The organism is Streptomyces sp. B1866 (assembly GCF_031932565.1).
GTDB lineage: Bacteria > Actinomycetota > Actinomycetes > Streptomycetales > Streptomycetaceae > Streptomyces.
In genome coordinates this window covers 21348-38712 of the sequence record NZ_JAVSCF010000025.1, presented here as the reverse complement: position 1 = coordinate 38712, position 17365 = coordinate 21348, and the positions used below count along the sequence as shown (strand labels likewise).

Annotated in this window: 10 protein-coding genes; 9 read left to right on the top strand and 1 reads right to left on the bottom strand. The window is 77.1% G+C overall.

Going from position 1 to position 17365, the window contains the following annotated elements:
* Positions 1-360: 360 nt before the first annotated feature.
* From RKE29_RS06350 to RKE29_RS06320, 7 genes are all read left to right on the top strand, one after another.
* Positions 361-3693 carry a DUF5682 family protein gene (locus RKE29_RS06350; RefSeq protein ID WP_312004051.1) on the top strand — a complete coding sequence of 1111 codons (3333 nt, stop codon included), beginning with the start codon at positions 361-363 and terminating at the stop codon, positions 3691-3693.
* 715 nt (positions 3694-4408) lie between these two features.
* Positions 4409-5707 carry a VWA domain-containing protein gene (locus tag RKE29_RS06345; protein ID WP_312004053.1) on the top strand — a complete coding sequence of 433 codons (1299 nt, stop codon included), beginning with the start codon at positions 4409-4411 and terminating at the stop codon, positions 5705-5707.
* Positions 5708-5942: 235 nt separating this feature from the next.
* Positions 5943-7082: a hypothetical protein gene (locus tag RKE29_RS06340; protein ID WP_312004050.1), complete on the top strand. Its 1140-nt coding sequence runs from the start codon at positions 5943-5945 to the stop codon at positions 7080-7082.
* A 106-nt stretch (positions 7083-7188) separates the two neighbouring features.
* Positions 7189-8193: a hypothetical protein gene (locus RKE29_RS06335; protein ID WP_312004049.1), complete on the top strand. Its 1005-nt coding sequence runs from the start codon at positions 7189-7191 to the stop codon at positions 8191-8193.
* 664 nt (positions 8194-8857) lie between these two features.
* Positions 8858-10030, top strand: coding sequence for an ADP-forming succinate--CoA ligase subunit beta (gene sucC / locus RKE29_RS06330; RefSeq protein WP_312004048.1), 1173 nt, complete (start codon positions 8858-8860; stop codon positions 10028-10030).
* An 18-nt stretch (positions 10031-10048) separates the two neighbouring features.
* Positions 10049-10933, top strand: coding sequence for a succinate--CoA ligase subunit alpha (sucD, locus tag RKE29_RS06325; protein WP_312004047.1), 885 nt, complete (start codon positions 10049-10051; stop codon positions 10931-10933).
* 256 nt (positions 10934-11189) lie between these two features.
* On the top strand, positions 11190-13052 hold the full coding sequence (locus RKE29_RS06320) for a DUF6350 family protein (RefSeq protein ID WP_312004046.1): 1863 nt from the start codon (positions 11190-11192) through the stop codon (positions 13050-13052).
* Positions 13053-13173: 121 nt separating this feature from the next.
* On the opposite strand, the gene RKE29_RS06315 is transcribed toward RKE29_RS06320, so the two are convergent.
* Complete coding sequence (locus tag RKE29_RS06315) at positions 13174-14217, bottom strand: hypothetical protein (RefSeq protein WP_312004045.1); 1044 nt, start codon at positions 14215-14217, stop codon at positions 13174-13176.
* Positions 14218-14952: 735 nt separating this feature from the next.
* On the opposite strand from RKE29_RS06315, the gene purN reads away from it, so the two are divergent.
* Both purN and purH read left to right on the top strand, forming a co-directional pair.
* Complete coding sequence (gene purN / locus RKE29_RS06310; RefSeq protein WP_312004044.1) at positions 14953-15549, top strand: phosphoribosylglycinamide formyltransferase; 597 nt, start codon at positions 14953-14955, stop codon at positions 15547-15549.
* Positions 15546-17123, top strand: a complete 1578-nt coding sequence (gene purH / locus RKE29_RS06305; protein ID WP_312004043.1) for a bifunctional phosphoribosylaminoimidazolecarboxamide formyltransferase/IMP cyclohydrolase — start codon at positions 15546-15548, stop codon at positions 17121-17123. Before purN ends, purH begins: the two co-directional genes overlap by 4 nt.
* The last annotated feature ends 242 nt before the right edge of the window (positions 17124-17365 follow it).

Sequence of the window (17365 nt, the reverse complement as noted above, 5' to 3'; positions counted from 1 at the left end):
GCCGCCGCGCCGGGCGGCGGCCCGCACGGCCCGGGCTCCGGGGCCGACCCGGCTTCCGGGACTGCGCCCGCAGGGTCGGCCCGGGACCGGGAGGAGCGTCGCCGGGAGGGCGGAGCGGCCCGCCGTGAGCCGCCCGGCGACGCGCCGGCCCGTGACGGCGAGCCCCGTGGCGAGGGGGCGGGGAGCGGCGAGGAGACCCGGGGGAAGGAGTCCGGGAGCGGCGGCGGCACCGGCGATGCCGGGGTTCCTAGTGGTGGGGAGTCCCGGGGGGAGAGGGCCGGGAGCCTCGGCGAGCCCCGGGGCGAGGAGGGCGGGCGCGCCCGGGGCGAGGGCGCCGGGGGCGGTCGGGAGTCCGCGGGCGTGAGCTGGCCGCTGCTTCTGGGCGTGCGGCACCACGGGCCCGGGTCGGCGCGGGCCGTCCGGGCGGCGCTCGACCGGTGCCGGCCGAGTGCCGTGCTCATCGAGGGACCGCCCGAGGCCGACGCGCTCGTGGAGTTCGCCGCCGACGAGCGCATGCGCCCGCCCGTGGCGCTGCTGGCCCACGTGGCGGACGATCCGGGCCGGGCGGCGTTCTGGCCGATGGCCGACTTCTCGCCGGAGTGGGTGGCCATCCGGTGGGCGCTCGGGCGCGGCGTCCCCGTCCGGTTCATCGACCTGCCCGCGGCCCATACGCTCGCCATGTCCGGCCCTGGCCGGACATCCGGCGGACCGCCCGGTCCCGGCGCCGAGGTGCCGGACGGGACCGGTGGACGGGGTGCGGAAGACCCGCGCAGGCCCGAGGCGGACAGCGGGCCGTGCGGGACGGCGGTGCCGGGCCCTGCCGGTCCCGGCGGCGACAGCCCGGAGAGCCGGGACCGCGGTGGCCGGGAGCCAAGCGGTCGGGGGCCCGGTGGCCGGGAGCCCGGTGGCCGGGGCGGCGGGCCCGGAGGCCGCCACCAGCCGGGGGCCGGGCCCCGGGACGGAGGCCCCGGCCTGCTGCCCGTCGACCCGCTGGCCGTCCTCGCCGAGGCGGCCGGTTACGACGACCCGGAGCGCTGGTGGGAGGACGCGGTCGAGCACCGGGGCACCGGCGGGACCAGGCGGGGCGCCGCCGGGGACGCGGTCGCCGCTCCGGGCGCGGTCGGCCCCGCGGGGACGGGCGGCAGGACGCTCGGCGCCGACAGCGGCGGCGGCCCGGAGCGTCCCGGCCCGGTGGCCCGCGGAGGCTCGGCGGACCAGGTGGGGGGCCCGGCGCGCCGGGCCTCGGGGCCGCCCGGTGCGGTGGCCGGCGGCCCGGTGGACGACGGCCTGGCGGCCGGTGAGGGACCGGCGGAGCAGGAGGGGCCGACGGGGTCTGGGGGACCGGCCGGGGGTGAGGGGCCGGCCGTCGAGGGGGATTCGGCTGCCGAGGAGGGGACGGCGGCCGCCTTGGCCCCGTTCGCCGCTCTCGGCGAGGCCATGGCCGTCCTCCGCGCGGAGTACGGACACGGCGGGCACCCCCACGACGCGGTGCGCGAGGCGCACATGCGGCTGCGCCTGCGAGCGGCCCGCCGGGAGTTCGGCGAGCGGGTCGCGGTCGTCTGCGGCGCCTGGCACGTTCCGGCGCTGCGTGGGGCCGCGCCGGGCGCGGCCGAGTGGGCCGGGCCGCCGACCGCGACGGCCGACCGGGCGCTGCTGAAGGGCCTGCCGAAGGTCAAGGCGGAGGTGAGCTGGGTTCCGTGGACCCACCGCAGGCTGTCCCGGCACAGCGGGTACGGCGCGGGGATCTCCTCACCCGGCTGGTACAGCCACCTGTTCCACGCCCCCGACCGGCCCGTCGAGCGGTGGATGACCAGGGTCGCCGGGCTGCTGCGCGCCGAGGACTACGCGGTGTCCTCCGCGCACGTCATCGAGGCCGTGCGGCTGGCCGACACGCTGGCGGTCCTGCGCGGCCGGCCGCTGCCCGGGCTGACGGAGGCCGTCGACGCGGTGCGCGCGGTGATGTGCGAGGGCTCCGAGGTGCCGGTCGCCCTGGTGCACGACCGGCTCGTGGTCGGCGACCGGCTCGGCGAGGTGCCCGAGTCGGCGCCCGCCGTGCCGCTCCAGCGGGACCTCGCCCGCGCGCAGCGCTCCCTGCGCCTGAAGCCCGAGGCGGCCGAGCGGGAGCTGGCCCTGGACCTGCGCAAGGAGACGGACGCCGGGCGCAGCCGCCTGTTGCACCGGCTGCGGCTGCTGGGCGTCGACTGGGGGATTCCGGCCGCGTCGCGGGGCAGTACCGGCACCTTCCGCGAGACGTGGCGGCTGGCCTGGGAGCCGGAGTCGTCCGTTCGGGTCGCGGAGGCGGCGGTGTGGGGGCAGACCGTGGCGTCGGCGGCGGCCGCGAAGGCCGAGGCCGAGGCCGCGGGCGCCGGAGCGCTGGCCGACATCACGTCGCTGGCCGAGCAGTGCCTGCTCGCGGGGCTGTCCGGGGCCCTGCCAGGCGTGCTGCGCGCCCTGGCCGACCGGGCCGCGCTGGACGCGGACGTCGGGCACCTCGCCCAGGCGCTGCCGGCCCTGGTGCGCTCGGTGCGCTACGGGGACGTCCGGGGTACGGACACGGCCGTGCTCCGGGACGTCGCCCTCGGGCTGGCCGAGCGGGTCATGGTCGGCCTGCCGCCCGCGTGTGCGGGGCTGGGCCCGGAGGCCGCCGAGGAGATGCGCGGCCACATCGAGGCCGTGCACCGGTCGGTCGGCCTGCTGCCGGACGCGGCCGGGCCGGCGCCGGAGGCGGCGGGCCCGCCGGGGCCGCCCGGAGCGGCGGACTCCGCGGAGGCGCCGGACGCGGGAGCGTACGGCGGCGGGGTGGCCGGAGGCGGCGGGTCCCGCGCCGAGGCCGGGGGTCCCTCTCTCGGCGGCGGGCTGCGGGAGCGCTGGGCCGCCGTGCTGCGCGGGCTCGCCGGGCGGGAGGCGGTCGCCGGGGCGCTGCGCGGCCGGGCCACGCGGCTGCTGCTGGACGACGGTCGGCTGGCGGAGGGCGAGGCCGCCCGCCTGATGGGGCTGGCGCTGTCGGCCGGCACCGCGCCCGCCGACGCGGCCGCTTGGATCGAGGGGTTCCTCGGCGGAGCGGCGGGCGGCGGCATGCTTCTGGTCCACGACGAGCGGCTGCGGGCGCTGGTCGACGGCTGGCTGACGGGCATACCCGCCGAGGTGTTCGTCGACGTGCTGCCGCTGCTGCGGCGCACCTTCGCGGCGTACGACGCGGGCGTGCGCCGCACGCTGGGCGAGCTGGCCCGGCGCGGACCGGCCCCGGCCGGCGGGCCGCACCCGGAAGGCGGCCCCGGCGGCGGTCCCGGCGCGTCCGGCGCCGCGTCCGGGGCCGAGGCGATCGGCTTCGACGCCTGGCTCGACCCTGGCCGGGCGGCGGCGGTCCTGCCGACGGTGCGGCTGCTGCTGGGCCTCGGCGGGAGCGCCGACGGTCCGGCGGGGGAGTCCTCCGGCGCGCGGACGGCCCGGGACGGCGCGGACGGCGGCGGTGGCGACCGGTCCGGGACGGCCGACCGGCCGGGCGGCGCCGGGCCCGCCGGTCACGCCGGTGAGCAGGCACCGCCGCCGGACAGCAGCCGTACGGCCCGGCCCGTCCCGGTGAGCGGTCCCCAGGACCGGCTCGCACGGCCCGCACGGCCCGTACAGAAACCCGTACAGAAACCCGCACAGAAACCCGCACAGAAACCCGTACAGAAGGGGGACGGCGCATGACGCGCGAAGGGCGCCCGGCGGCCTGCGGCCCGGCGTCGGTCACCGCCCGGGTGACCGACGCCGTGACCGACGGTGGCCCGCGTGCCGGCGACGGCCTCGCCTCCGGCGGTGGTCCGGGTCCAGGCGGCGCCCCGGGCCCCGGCGGTGGTCCGGGGGCTGGTGCCGACCCGGGCAGTGGCGGCGGACCGGCCGGTCCGGCCGCCGGCGGGGGGTCGCGTGCCGGTGGTGGACCGGGCCGTGGCGGCGGTCCCGGCCTGGGCGGCGGTCCCGTCGCGGGTCCGGTCGTCGACGGCGGCGGACACGTGGGCGCCGTTGCCCCGGGCTCCCGTGTCGGTACGGGCCCCGGCGTGGGTCCGGGCCCCAGCGGTGCTCCGCTGGCCGAGAGCGGGTCCGGCCGACGCGGTGGCCCGGCTGCTGACGGTTCCACGGGTTCCGGCGGCCGCCCGGCTGTCGGAAGCGGCCCGGGCGGCGGCGCGGTGGCCGGTGCGGCGGCGTCCGCGCGAGGGCCGGGCCGCACGGCAGGCGGGCGGCCGGTGACGGCGCCGGGCCGCACGGCNCAGGCGGGCGGCCGGTGACGGCGCCGGGCCGCACGGCCGGGGTCGGGGCCCGGCAAGGCGGGGTCGGGGCCCGGCAAGGCGGGGTCGGGGCCCGGCAAGGCGGGGACGGGTCACGGTCGGCGGTCGGCGGGGGTGGCGGGGACGAGGGAGAGGAGCGGCTGCGGCGGTGGCGGCTGGTGCTCGGCGGGCAGCGGGCGGACGGGACCGGCCACCGCCTGACCGGGGACGACCTCGCCATGGACCGCACGCTCGAAGCGCTCTACGGGGGCGACGCGGGCGGAGTGGGAGGCGGTGGCCCGGGCGGGTCCGGCGCGCCGGGGACCGCGCCGGGCACCGCGGCGTACGGAGCCGGAGGGCCGGGCGGTACCGGCGGTACCGGCGGTGCGGGCGGTTCAGATGGAGGCGGTTCCGGCGGGGGCCGCGCCGGGGGAGCGGCGGACGACTCCCGGACGGCGAGCCTCGCCGGGTCCGCGCCGCGGATGGCGCGGTGGCTCGGCGACATCCGGACCTACTTCCCCACCTCCGTCGTGCAGATCATGCAGCGGGACGCCATCGACCGGCTCGGCCTGTCCGCGCTGCTGCTGGAGCCGGAGATGCTGGCTGCCGTGGAGGCGGACGTGCACCTCGTCGGCACGCTGCTGTCGCTGAGCAAGGCCATGCCCGAGACGACCAGGACCACCGCGCGCGCCGTCGTCCGCAAGGTGGTCGAGGACCTGGAGCGGCGTCTGGCGGCCCGCACCCGGGCCACGGTCGCCGGCGCCCTGGACCGCTCCGCCCGCACCAGCAGGCCGCGGCACCGGGACATCGACTGGGACCGCACCATCCGGGCCAACCTCAGGCACTACCTGCCCGACCACCGGACCGTGGTGCCCGAGCGGCTGGTCGGGCACGGCCGGGCGGCGCGCGGGGTGCGCAAGGAGGTGATCCTGTGCGTCGACCAGTCGGGGTCGATGGCCGCGTCCGTCGTGCACGCCGCCGTCTTCGGGGCCGTGCTCGCCTCCATGCGCTCTCTCGCCACCCGGCTCGTCGTCTTCGACACCTCCGTCGTGGACCTGACGGACGAACTGGACGACCCGGTGGACGTCCTGTTCAGCACCCAGCTCGGCGGCGGCACGGACATCAACCGCGCGCTCGCCTACTGCCAGTCGCGCATCACGCGTCCGGCCGACACGGTCGTCGTGCTGATCAGCGACCTGTTCGAGGGCGGCATACGGGAGGAGATGCTGCGCAGGGTGGCGGCGATGAAAGCGTCCGGCGTGGAGTTCGTGGCGCTGCTCGCGCTGTCCGACGAGGGGGCGCCCGCCTACGACCGCGAGCACGCGGCGGAGCTGGCCGCGCTCGGCGCCCCCGCCTTCGCCTGCACTCCCGACCTCTTCCCCGAGGTGATGGCGGCGGCTTTGGAGAAGCGCCAACTTTCCCGGTACGGCTCCGACTTCCCTCGTGTCACAAGGCGATGAAGACATGACAAGGGTCTTGCGCCGCCCCCGGTGGGCCGTGCAAACATCACTCACGCGATCAGGAAGCCGATCATCCGATCGGGTTCCCGCGCCTCGTTCGTCCTGCCTGTCCGCTCCACCTGTCCTGCCCGAGCTGTCCGCCGCGCGGTTCCCCGTGAACCGTCTGGCTCCGCCCGCTTCGCGCCGCCGTTTCCGTACGGCACGTGCGACCTGTACGAAGGGAAAGGTCCGGCCCGTGTTCGCAGCACCCGCCCAGCCTGCCGCCGTGCGCCCCTGGCGCGCGGCAGTGGCGCGGCGCGCGCTGCTCGCGGCGCTGTTCCTCGGCGGCGTCCTGGCGCTCGCCTTCTTCTTCGGCGGCAGTGCGTACGCGGCGTCGGAGGGCGCGGTGGGCGGCGGTCCGGGCGGCACCGGGCCGGTCCGCGTGCCCGGGCCCGCCGATCCGGGCGGGATGTCCGCTCCGGACGACGGCGCCGCCGCGCACGGCGGACACGGCCCGGCCGCCGCGCACCGCGGTGAGGCCGCGGCGGCCGCGCACGGCCCGGCCGCTGACGACCGCTCCGCTCACTCGGCTGACGACCGCTCGGCCGCTGACGGCGCCCCTGCCGCCGGTCCCGCTGACGACCACTCCGGTGTCAGCGGTTCGGACGGGGCCGCCGAGGTGCGGCGGCGGATCGAGGCGTACGCGGCCGACACCCAGGCGCGCGCCGCCGAGACCTCTCGCGAGGTGCGCGAGACGGTCCAGCGGGTCGTGCGGCCGCTGGAGGACTCGGCGGGCCGGATCCTCGACCCGGTCGGGGACGTCGTCCAGCCCCCGGCGGACGGCGGCGGCCTGCCCGTGCGCCTGCCGGGCACGTCCATCGTCATACCGCTGCCGGGCCTGCAACTGCCCGCCGTGCCGCTCCCGGCCATCACGCTGCCCGCCCCGGGCGGCTCCGGCGCCGCGGGCCACGTCACGGCGGCCGACGCGCCGGGCCACCGCGCGGGTGCGGCCCGGCTGTCCGGCCCGGCCGGTGCGGACCGACGGGCCGCCGCGACGCCGACCCGCGCCGTCGCCCCCATGGGGCCGAAGGCCCCGGGCCACGGCGGGCTGTCGGGCGCGGACCGCGACGCCGCGTCGCACCGGCACACCCGGGCGGCCTTCGGCGGCCCCGGCCGCGGCGGCTTCCCCCTGCCGCTGCTTCCCCTCCCCGAGGCCCCGCTGGGGGCCACCTCCCAGTGCACCGGCGACAGCGGCACTCCCCGTGGCGGGGACACGCACGCCGCCCTGCCGCCGGAGGGCACCGCGCGCTTCGGGCTCCGGCCCGGCGCGATACGTGCCGACAGCGCCGCGCCGACGCGCGAGCGGTTCAGCGAAGTCCTCGAATTCCCCGGCTAGGGCAGACCGGCTCCGTCCGTTCACGACCTGCCGCGCGGGGGCGGGTCAGGTCTGCCCATCCGCCAGCCATCACGGAATTCACCGGGAATTCGAGAGGACTTCTCCCATGCGTAAGAACATCCGCCGTTCCATCCTCGTCGCCGCTGCCGCCACCGGCCTGTGGGCGCTCGGCACCGCCGCCGCCAGCGCGGACGAGCGGACCGAGGCGCCGTCCGTCACCGTCGCCGTCGGCGGCTCGGCGAGCGCCGACGCCTCCGCCACGCTGCCGAAGCTGCCCGGCCTGTCCGGCGTCACCGGCACCGTCGAGGACACCGTGCACGGCACCACCCAGAAGGTGACCCGCATCGTGGACGGGCTGCCCAAGGTCGGCCTGTCGGGCGTCCCGAGCCTCGCGGACCCGAGCGCGCTGCCCGCCGTCGGCGTGAGCGGCGCGGTCGGGGTGGACGGCGCGGTGGGCGTCGACGGCCCCGCCGACGTGCACGGTTCCGTGGGCGTGGGCGGCGACCTCGGCGTCGGCGTGGAGCCGGGCAGCCTCGTCGGCACGGTCGGCGAGACGGTGGACAAGGCCGGTGCGAAGGTGGACGGGACGGCCGGCCACGTCGTGGGCAAGGCCGGGGACAAGGCCGGCAAGGCGGTGCAGGGCGTGGAGACGACCGTCGGCAAGGTCGCCGGCGAGCTGCCCGTCGCGCTGCCGGCCCTGCCCGAGGTCCCCGCCGTTCCGGGTGACCTGCCCGTGGACCTGCCCGCCACCCCGGTCGGGGACCTGGTCGGCGCCGTCTCCGGCGCGGTGATCCGCCCGGAGGAGACCTCGCGGCTGTCGAGCACGGCCCACGGCCCGGTGGCCCCGTCCAGCCCGGTCCGGCACCTGATCGAGACCACCAAGCTCGTCGTCGGTGACACCGTCGTGCTCCTCGACGACACGGCCGACGTGACCGTGCCGTTCGCCGAGGGCACGGTCGTCGGCACCAAGGAGTTCGTGAAGGGCGCGGTGGACTCGACCGTTCCGTTCGCCACGGAGCTGACCGACACCGTCGCCGCCGACCTCGCGGTGGTCGTCTCGGACCTCGACGGTCACGTCGAGGCCGCCCTGCGCGCCGGCGACCTCGGCTGAGTCCCGCCCCGCACCGCCCGCGCCGCGGGCGTGGGGTCCGCCGCCCGCTGCCCGCCGGCCTGCGGGCGGCGGACCCCATGCAGGTCCGACGGTGACGGTCCGGGCGCGGTGCCCGGGTGCGGTGTCCGGTGACGCTCCGAAGCGCGCCGTCCGCGCGGTGCCGACCTCACGACCAGTACGGTACGGTTTGTGAGGTTCTGCGGAGTTCCGCGCGAACCCCCGGCCGACCTGCGGTGGCGGGTCCGCCCGCCGCCGGCCCGGGGGCCGTGCGGAGCACCGGCCGGGCGGCGGACGACCGCCCCGCCCGTTACGGTCCGTACAACTGAGTGCCCAGACCACGCATGAGGCCGGGCGGCCCCTCACGGAGGGGCCGCCCGGCCTTACGCCGTGCTACGGGCGGTATCGGAATTCGCCCTGTCGCCGCGGCCCCGCCTCTCACCCGTATCGGCGAAAGCCGGTGAGGCTACGCGATGGTAGCCATCTGTGACCGTAATCACCGCCACTGTGATTTAGGCAGTCGCGTCCCACGGGGATAACCTGCGATGCGGACATGCCGCATCCCCGGCGCAGTGTGCCGCCCTCGTCACAGACAGCGTCCTCTTGCTGCCCGCGGCACGCCCGCGCAGACATCAACCGCGATTTCCAGGAAAAGGGACGGACGCGCGTGGACCTCTTCGAGTATCAGGCGAGGGACCTCTTCGCCAAGCACGGTGTACCGGTGCTGGCCGGTGAAGTGATCGACACGCCTGACGCGGCGCGCGAGGTGGCCGAGCGACTTGGCGGCCGTGCGGTGGTCAAGGCGCAGGTCAAGGTCGGTGGCCGGGGCAAGGCGGGCGGCGTGAAGCTGGCCTCCGACCCGGACGACGCGGTGGCGAAGGCCGGCCAGATCCTGGGCATGGACATCAAGGGCCACACGGTCCACCGGGTGATGCTGGCCCAGACCGCGGACATCCAGGAGGAGTACTACGTCTCCTTCCTGCTGGACCGCACCAACCGGACCTTCCTGGCCATGGCGTCCGTCGAGGGCGGCGTGGAGATCGAGGTCGTCGCGGAGCAGAACCCGGACGCGCTGGCGAAGATCCCGGTGGACGCCATCGACGGCGTGACGCCGGAGAAGGCCGCGGAGATCGTCGCCGCCGCGAAGTTCCCGGCGGAGATCGCCGACCAGGTCGCCGACGTGCTCCAGAAGCTGTGGACCGTCTTCGTCGCCGAGGACGCGCTGCTGGTCGAGGTCAACCCGCTGGTGAAGACCGGTGACGGGAAGATCATCGCGCTCGACGGCAAGGTCTCCCTGGACGAGAACGCCGCCTTCCGCCAGCCCGGCCACGAGGAGCTGGTGGACCGCGCCGCGGCCAACCCGCTGGAGGCTGCGGCCAAGGCCAAGGGCCTCAACTACGTCAAGCTCGACGGCGAGGTCGGCATCATCGGCAACGGCGCCGGCCTGGTCATGTCGACGCTCGACGTGGTCGCGTACGCGGGCGAGGCGCACGGCGGCGTGAAGCCCGCCAACTTCCTGGACATCGGCGGCGGCGCGTCCGCCGAGGTCATGGCGAACGGCCTGGAGATCATCCTCGGCGACCCGGACGTCAGGTCCGTCTTCGTCAACGTCTTCGGCGGCATCACCGCCTGCGACGCGGTCGCCAACGGCATCGTGCAGGCCCTGGAGCTGCTGAAGTCCAAGGGCGAGGAGGTCACCAAGCCGCTGGTCGTGCGCCTCGACGGCAACAACGCCGAACTGGGTCGCAAGATCCTCAACGATGCCGACCACCCGCTCGTGCAGCAGGTGGACACCATGGACGGCGCGGCCGAGCGTGCCGCCGAGCTGGCTGCGAAGTAAGAGGGGTCCACACACACCATGGCTATCTTCCTCACCAAGGAGAGCAAGGTCATCGTCCAGGGGATGACCGGCTCCGAGGGCCAGAAGCACACCCGCCGGATGCTCGCTTCCGGCACGAACATCGTCGGCGGCGTCAACCCGCGCAAGGCGGGCCAGACGGTCGACTTCGACGGCACCGAGGTCCCGGTCTTCGGCTCCGTGAAGGAGGCCGTCGAGGCCACCGGCGCCGACGTGACGGTCATCTTCGTCCCGGAGAAGTTCACCAAGGACGCGGTCATCGAGGCTGTCGACGCCGAGATCCCGCTCGCCGTCGTGATCACCGAGGGCATCGCGGTCCACGACACGGCCAACTTCTGGGCCTACGCGGGCAAGAAGGGCAACAAGACGCGCATCATCGGCCCGAACTGCCCGGGTCTGATCACCCCCGGCCAGTCGAACGCGGGCATCATCCCGTCCGACATCACCAAGCCGGGCCGCATCGGCCTGGTGTCGAAGTCCGGCACGCTGACCTACCAGATGATGTACGAGCTGCGCGACATCGGCTTCTCGTCCTGCGTCGGCATCGGCGGCGACCCGGTCATCGGCACCACGCACATCGACGCGCTGGCCGCCTTCGAGGCCGACCCCGACACCGACCTCATTGTCATGATCGGCGAGATCGGCGGCGACGCCGAGGAGCGGGCCGCGGACTTCATCAAGGCCAACGTCACCAAGCCGGTCGTCGGCTACGTCGCGGGCTTCACCGCGCCCGAGGGCAAGACCATGGGCCACGCCGGCGCCATCGTCTCCGGCTCCTCCGGCACCGCCCAGGCGAAGAAGGAGGCCCTGGAGGCGGCGGGCGTGAAGGTCGGCAAGACCCCGTCCGAGACCGCCCGCCTGGCCCGGGCCGCGCTCACCGCCTGACGAGCCGCGGCACGTCCGGTCGCCGCCCGGCGGCTCCGGCGTCGCGGCCGGTGGCGTCGGTGTCGCGCCTGGCGGCGTCGGTGTCGCGCCTGGCGGCTCCGGTGTCGCGCCTGGCGGCTCCGGTGTCGGCCGCACGCCCGCGGGGCGCGGGCCCGTACCCCTTTCCGGTGGTGCGGGTCCGCGCCCTTCGTGCGTTTCCGAGCACCCTTCGGGGTGCCTTTCGGGGGATATGCGAGGCTCTTGGCAGCATGTCCGTGTGACGCAGACCACGACCACCGAGCCCGCCGCAGCGCCGTCCCCGCCGCCGCCCCTGCCGCCGTGGCTGTCCGCCCGGGCCGCGGTCCGCCGGGCCGCGGCGGTCCGGCAGGCGTTCCTCGGCGGCGTCGTCGCCGCCGGGCTGGGCCTCGGCGCGCTCGCCGTCGTCGTCCTCGTGCTGTGGATCGCCTCGCCGTACCCGGACAGCGGCCTGGGCGGGGCGCTGCGCGTGGCCGCCGACCTGTGGCTGCTCGCGCACGGCGCCGACCTGGTGCGCACCGACAGCCTCTCGGGCGCCCCCGCCCCGGTCGGGGTGACGCCGCTGCTGCTCACCGCGCTGCCGTGCTGGCTGCTGCACCGGGCCGCGCGGCACGCGTTCGAGCCGCCCGAGGAGGCCGGGCCGTGGGCCGCCCAGCCCGTGGCGGACCCGTCCGATCCGTCCGGGGCCGCCGCGCGCGACCCCGCCGAGCTGGGCGCGCGCGCCGCGTTCGGCTGGGTGACCGCCGGCTACCTGCTCGTGGGCCTGGCGGTGGTGCCGTACGCGGCGGGCGGGCCGCTGCACGTCGCGCCGCTCAGCGCACTGCCCTGTCTGCCGCTGCTGACCGCCGCGGCCGTGGCGGTCGGCGTGTGGGCGGCGCTGGACCGCCCGCCCGTACCCCTGCCCGCCCGGGCGCGACAGGTCCTCGAACGGCTCCCGGCGCGCGTACGCGCCCACTGCACGCGCCCCCGGCTCGCCGCCGCTCTGCGCGCCGCCGCGAGCGCCGTCCTGATCCTGCTCGGCGGCGGCGCGCTGCTGACCGTGGTCGCGCTGGTCGGCCACGCGCCCGCCGTCGCCGCGGCGTTCCCGCAGCTCACCGGGACCTGGTCGGGACGGTTCGCGGTGCTGCTGCTGAGCGTGGCACTGCTGCCGAACGCCGCCGTCTGGGGCGCCGCCTACGGCCTCGGACCCGGCTTCACCGTCGGCGCCGGCGGCGTCATCGCGCCGGTCGGCGCCGCCGCCCACCCCGCGCTGCCGCCCTTCCCGCTGCTCGCCGCGCTGCCCACGGGCGGCGGGGACGGTCCGGTGGCCTGGTCGGCGGCGGTCGGCCTGCCGGTGACGGCCGGGCTGTCGCTCGCGTGGTTCGTCGCGGCGGCCGCCGTGCCGCGCAGGGCGGGCCGCGGACGGCCCTGGGGATGGGAGGACACCGCGCTCACCGCCGGCCTCGCGGCGTGCGGGTGCGGCGTCGGCGTGGCGGTGCTCGCCTGGGCCGCGGGCGGCCCGCTGGGCGTGGACGCGCTCGCCGGCGTCGGACCCAGCGCGTGGCGTACGGGCGTGACGGCCCTCGGCTGGACGGCGGTGGCCGGCGTGCCGGCCGCGCTGGCGCTGCGCTGGTGGCGGCTGCGGCTGCCGGTACGGACGTACGGCGGCGGACCGGCCGGGTTGTACGAGGACTTCGGGCCGGACGCCGGGCCGTCGGCGGAGGAGTACGAGCGCGCCATGTCGGGCTGGCGCCGGCTCCTGTGCCTGCGGCTGCCCGCCTACGCGCGGCGGCCGTCGTGGCGGCCCGGGACCCGGCCGCGGCGGCGGGGCTGGGACGGGCCGGAGGGCGCCCCGCTCGGCCGCTGGCACGACAGCGGCGCGCGGCGGGCCCGGTGGAGCGCGCTGCGGGAGTCCGCGCGTCTGCTCGACGAACCCGACCCCGGCGCGGAACCCGACGCCGAATCCGGAACGCAGTCCGGCGCGGAATCCGGAGCGGAAGACACGGAATCCCGAGCGGACCGGGACTCCGGGCCCGGCGCGCGGGCCGCGAGCGGCAGCGGCCGGGCCGGGGACGGCCACGGCGGTACGGGCGGCCCGTCGGGCTCGTCCAACTCGTCGGGCTAGTCGGGCTCGCCGGGCTCGCCGGGCTCGCCGGGCTCGCCGGGCTGAGGGCCGGCCTGGGCGGGCCTACGCCCTCAGCCCGGCCCGGGTCAGGCGGCCGGCCTGTTCCCGGCCGCCGCGCGTGTCAGTCCCGGGCCGTCAGCAGCGGGCGGAGCTCCTTCGGCAGCAGGTGCTCGCAGTGGTTGCGCGAGGTCTGGGTCAGGGCGTCGTCCACGCAGGTGTAGTAGTCGCGGTAGACGATCTGGAAGGCGAAGGTCGTCATCACGATCACCAGCGCCAGGCCGCCCGCGACCAGTCCGCTCACCGCCGCCGTGGCCTGCGGCTTCACGCTGCCCGGCGCGGGCAGCCGGGCCGCGGGGGCGCCGGGCGGCGGCGGAGGCGCGTTCAGCGGCGCGGCGGGCGGACCCGAGGGCGGGGCCGGGGTCGGTGCCGCGGCTCCGGCCCCCGTACGGGCGGGAGCGCCCGGCTTGGCGCGCAGCGAACTGATGCCCCAGTACACGGAGAGCGCGCCGAGCAGCAGCGCGATCTGCGGCAGGCTGAACAGCGCGAAGAAGAAGCCCCACATGCCCGACAGCAGCGCGTACCGCGCGCGCCGCTGGGCGGGGTCGGTCGGGTCCCAGCGCGGCCCCGGGGGCTGCGGCCGACCGGAGCGGTCGCCGCCCGGCCCGCCGAGGCCGCCGGGCTGCCGCCCGGGCTGCCGGCTGCTCCACTGGCTGCCCCACGGCGGGGGCGGCGGGGGCTGCTGGCGGCCGTCCTGCCCGCTGCCGCCGTCCTGCGGTCTGCCGTCGCGGCCGTCGCCGGGGCCGCCGGCGCCGTAGCCCCCGCCCGGCGGCGGCTGGTGCCGCGGCTGCCAGGGCCGGTCCGGGCTGCCCTCCGGGGGCGGCGCGAAGGGATTGTCCTCATCACCCGAGCCGCCCGAGCCGCCCGAGCCGCCAGAACCCCCGGATCCCCCCGAGCCGCCGGACCCGCCAGAGCCCCCGGAGCTGCCCGGCCCACCCGAGCCCCCGCCCCACGGACCCCGAGGCTCCCCGGGCCCGGCCGGACCCGGACCCGGACCCGCGGCGTCCCCGGCGTCAGGCGCGGGTCCCCGGGCGTCTCCCGGCCCGCCGGCCCCGTTCGCCGGACCGGGCGACGCGGGTGACGGAGACGGCGAGGACCACGAGAACAACCGCCCGCCCGTCGGCCCGGCAGACGGAAGCGCCGACGGCCCCGTCACCGGAACCGGCAGGGCCAGGGGCGTCGGTCGCGTCGTGCGGGCGTGCGTCATGGCCGCCCCCCGCCGCGGGCGGGTCCGGCGAGGGCGGGCCCGGCGATGAGGCGGATGAGGCGCGCGGCGCGGCGGCGATCCGGCATCTGGAATGTGTCTTCCCTCTGTGTGGTCGCTCCCTGGCACACCGGCTCCGCGGCGGCTGGCGGCGCCGCGGTGCCGGGCACGGGCACGGTGGTTCCCTCGTCGGTCGGTTGGCTTCGCTGCCCTGACGCTACCCCTCGTGTCCGCCCCCGTCCCCCGGGGGGCGGGCCGTGTGCCGGTATCGTTGTCTGACGGCTGGCGGCTACGTGGAGTTCCCCCGGAAGCAGAAGTTCCGCATCCGGTACGAGCGCTCGGGAGCCCCGTACGACCGTAACCGACCAGCGTAGACCGGCACCGGCACGGCCGGAGACCGGTCCGCGCCCCGGACGGCCACCGCCCCGCGGGCACGACGGGCCACAAGCCCACCCCCGCCGGCACCGCAAAGCCCGTGCAGAAGACCCCCGTCCCGCAAGCCTCACCAGCACTACGAGCCCCCAGAGCCCCTACCAGCCCTGAGAGAGAACCGCCGTGGCCTCCCCGCCGCCCCCCTCCCCGAGCCCGGGCCCCCCGGCCCCCGGCCTCCGGCCCGCCGACCGTCCGGCCCGCCTCGTCGTGCTCGTCTCCGGCTCCGGTACGAACCTCCAGGCGCTGCTCGACGCCGTCGCCGCCGAGGGCCCCGAGGGCTACGGCGCGCGCGTGGTGGCCGTCGGCGCCGACCGCGGCGGCATCGCCGGCCTGGAGCGCGCCGAGCGGGCCGGGATTCCCACCTTCGTGTGCCGGATGCGGGACCACGCCACGCGCGCCGGGTGGGACCTGGCGCTGGCCGAGGCGACCGCCGCGTACGAGCCGGACCTGGTCGTCTCGGCGGGCTTCATGAAGATCGTGGGCAAGGAGTTCCTGGCCCGCTTCGGCGGCCGGTTCGTCAACACCCATCCGGCCCTGCTGCCCAGCTTCCCCGGCACGCACGGGGTGCGCGACGCGCTCGCGTACGGTGCGAAGGTGACCGGCTGCACCGTGCACTTCGTGGACGACGGGGTGGACACCGGGCCGATCATCGCGCAGGGCGTGGTCGAGGTCCGCGACGAGGACGACGAGGCCGCGCTGCACGAGCGGATCAAGGAAGTCGAGCGACGCCTGCTTGTCGACGTCGTGGGCCGCCTCGCCCGCGACGGCTACCGCATCGAGGGACGAAAGGTACTGATCCCGTGACCGCCACCCCCGACCGTACGAGCCCGGACTCGAAGCGGCCCATCCGCCGCGCGCTCGTCAGCGTCTACGACAAGACGGGCCTGGAGGAGCTGGCCCGCGGCCTGCACGCGGCCGGCGTCCAGCTGGTGTCCACCGGCTCGACGGCCGCGCGGATCGCCGCCGCGGGCGTGCCCGTGACCCCGGTGGAGGAGCTGACCGGCTTCCCCGAGTGCCTGGACGGCCGGGTCAAGACGCTGCACCCGCGCGTGCACGCGGGCATCCTCGCCGACCTGCGCCTGGACGCGCACCGCGGGCAGCTCGCCGAACTGGGCGTGGAGCCGTTCGACCTGGTGGTGGTGAACCTCTACCCGTTCCGGGAGACCGTCGCCTCCGGGGCCTCGCCCGACGAGTGCGTGGAGCAGATCGACATCGGCGGCCCGTCGATGGTGCGCGCCGCCGCCAAGAACCACCCGTCGGTGGCGGTCGTGGTCAACCCGGCCGCGTACGGCGAGGTGCTGGCCGCCGCCGCCGAGGGCGGCTTCGACCTGGCCCGGCGCCGGCGGCTGGCGGCCGAGGCGTTCCAGCACACGGCGGCGTACGACGTGGCGGTGGCCACCTGGTTCGCCGAGCAGGAGAGCCCCGAGGAAGGCTTCCCGGACTTCCTGGGTGCCACCTACACGCGTACCAGCGTCCTGCGCTACGGCGAGAACCCGCACCAGCCCGCCGCCCTGTACGGGGACGGCAGCGGTACGGGCCTGGCGGGCGCCGAGCAGCTGCACGGCAAGGAGATGTCGTACAACAACTACGTCGACACCGAGGCCGCCCGCCGCGCCGCCTACGACCACCAGGACCCGTGCGTGGCGGTCATCAAGCACACCAACCCGTGCGGCATCGCGGTCGGCGTGGACGTGGCCGAGGCGCACCGCAAGGCGCACGCCTGCGACCCGCTGTCCGCCTTCGGCGGCGTCATCGCCGTCAACCGGCCGGTCAGCGTCGAGATGGCGCAGCAGGTCGCGGAGATCTTCACCGAGGTGATCGTCGCGCCGGACTACGAGGACGGCGCGGTGGAGGTGCTGGCCCGCAAGAAGAACATCCGCGTGCTGCGCTGCCCCGGCGCCCCCGCCGCCCCCGTCGAGCACCGCCCGCTGGACGGCGGCGCGCTGGTGCAGGTCAGGGACCGGCTCCAGGCGCCCGGCGACGACCCGGCGACGTGGACGCTGGTGACCGGCGAGGCGCTGGACGCCGAGGGCCTGGCGGAGCTGGCCTTCGCCTGGCGCGCGAGCCGCGCCGTGAAGTCCAACGCCATCCTGCTCGCCAAGGACCTCGCGACGGTCGGCGTCGGCATGGGCCAGGTCAACCGCGTGGACTCCGCGAAGCTCGCCGTGCGGCGGGCGGGCGCGGAGCGGGCGGCCGGTTCGTACGCCGCGTCCGACGCGTTCTTCCCCTTCCCCGACGGGCTTGAGGTGCTGGCCCAGGCGGGCGTGCGGGCGGTGGCGCAGCCGGGCGGGTCGGTGCGCGACGAACTGGTGGTGCAGGCGGCGAAGGCGGCCGGTGTGACGATGTACTTCACGGGCACCCGGCACTTCTTCCACTGAGGCGCGAGGCGCTTCGGGCCGGGCGGGAGTTTCGTACTGTCATACTTTCGCCCGGCCCGGGGAAGAACGATTCACCCGGAGTAGCCGACACCTAAAGGCTGTCCCGTAATCCCTGGTGGATCAGCGAGCGGCGTCAGATGCGGTCAATCGCAAGGCGGCGGAGCGTCCGAATAGTGGTTCTATTCGGACGTTTCGCCAACGCCGCGAGTGGCCGTAGCTGGCGTCGGGAGCCCGCCAGGGAT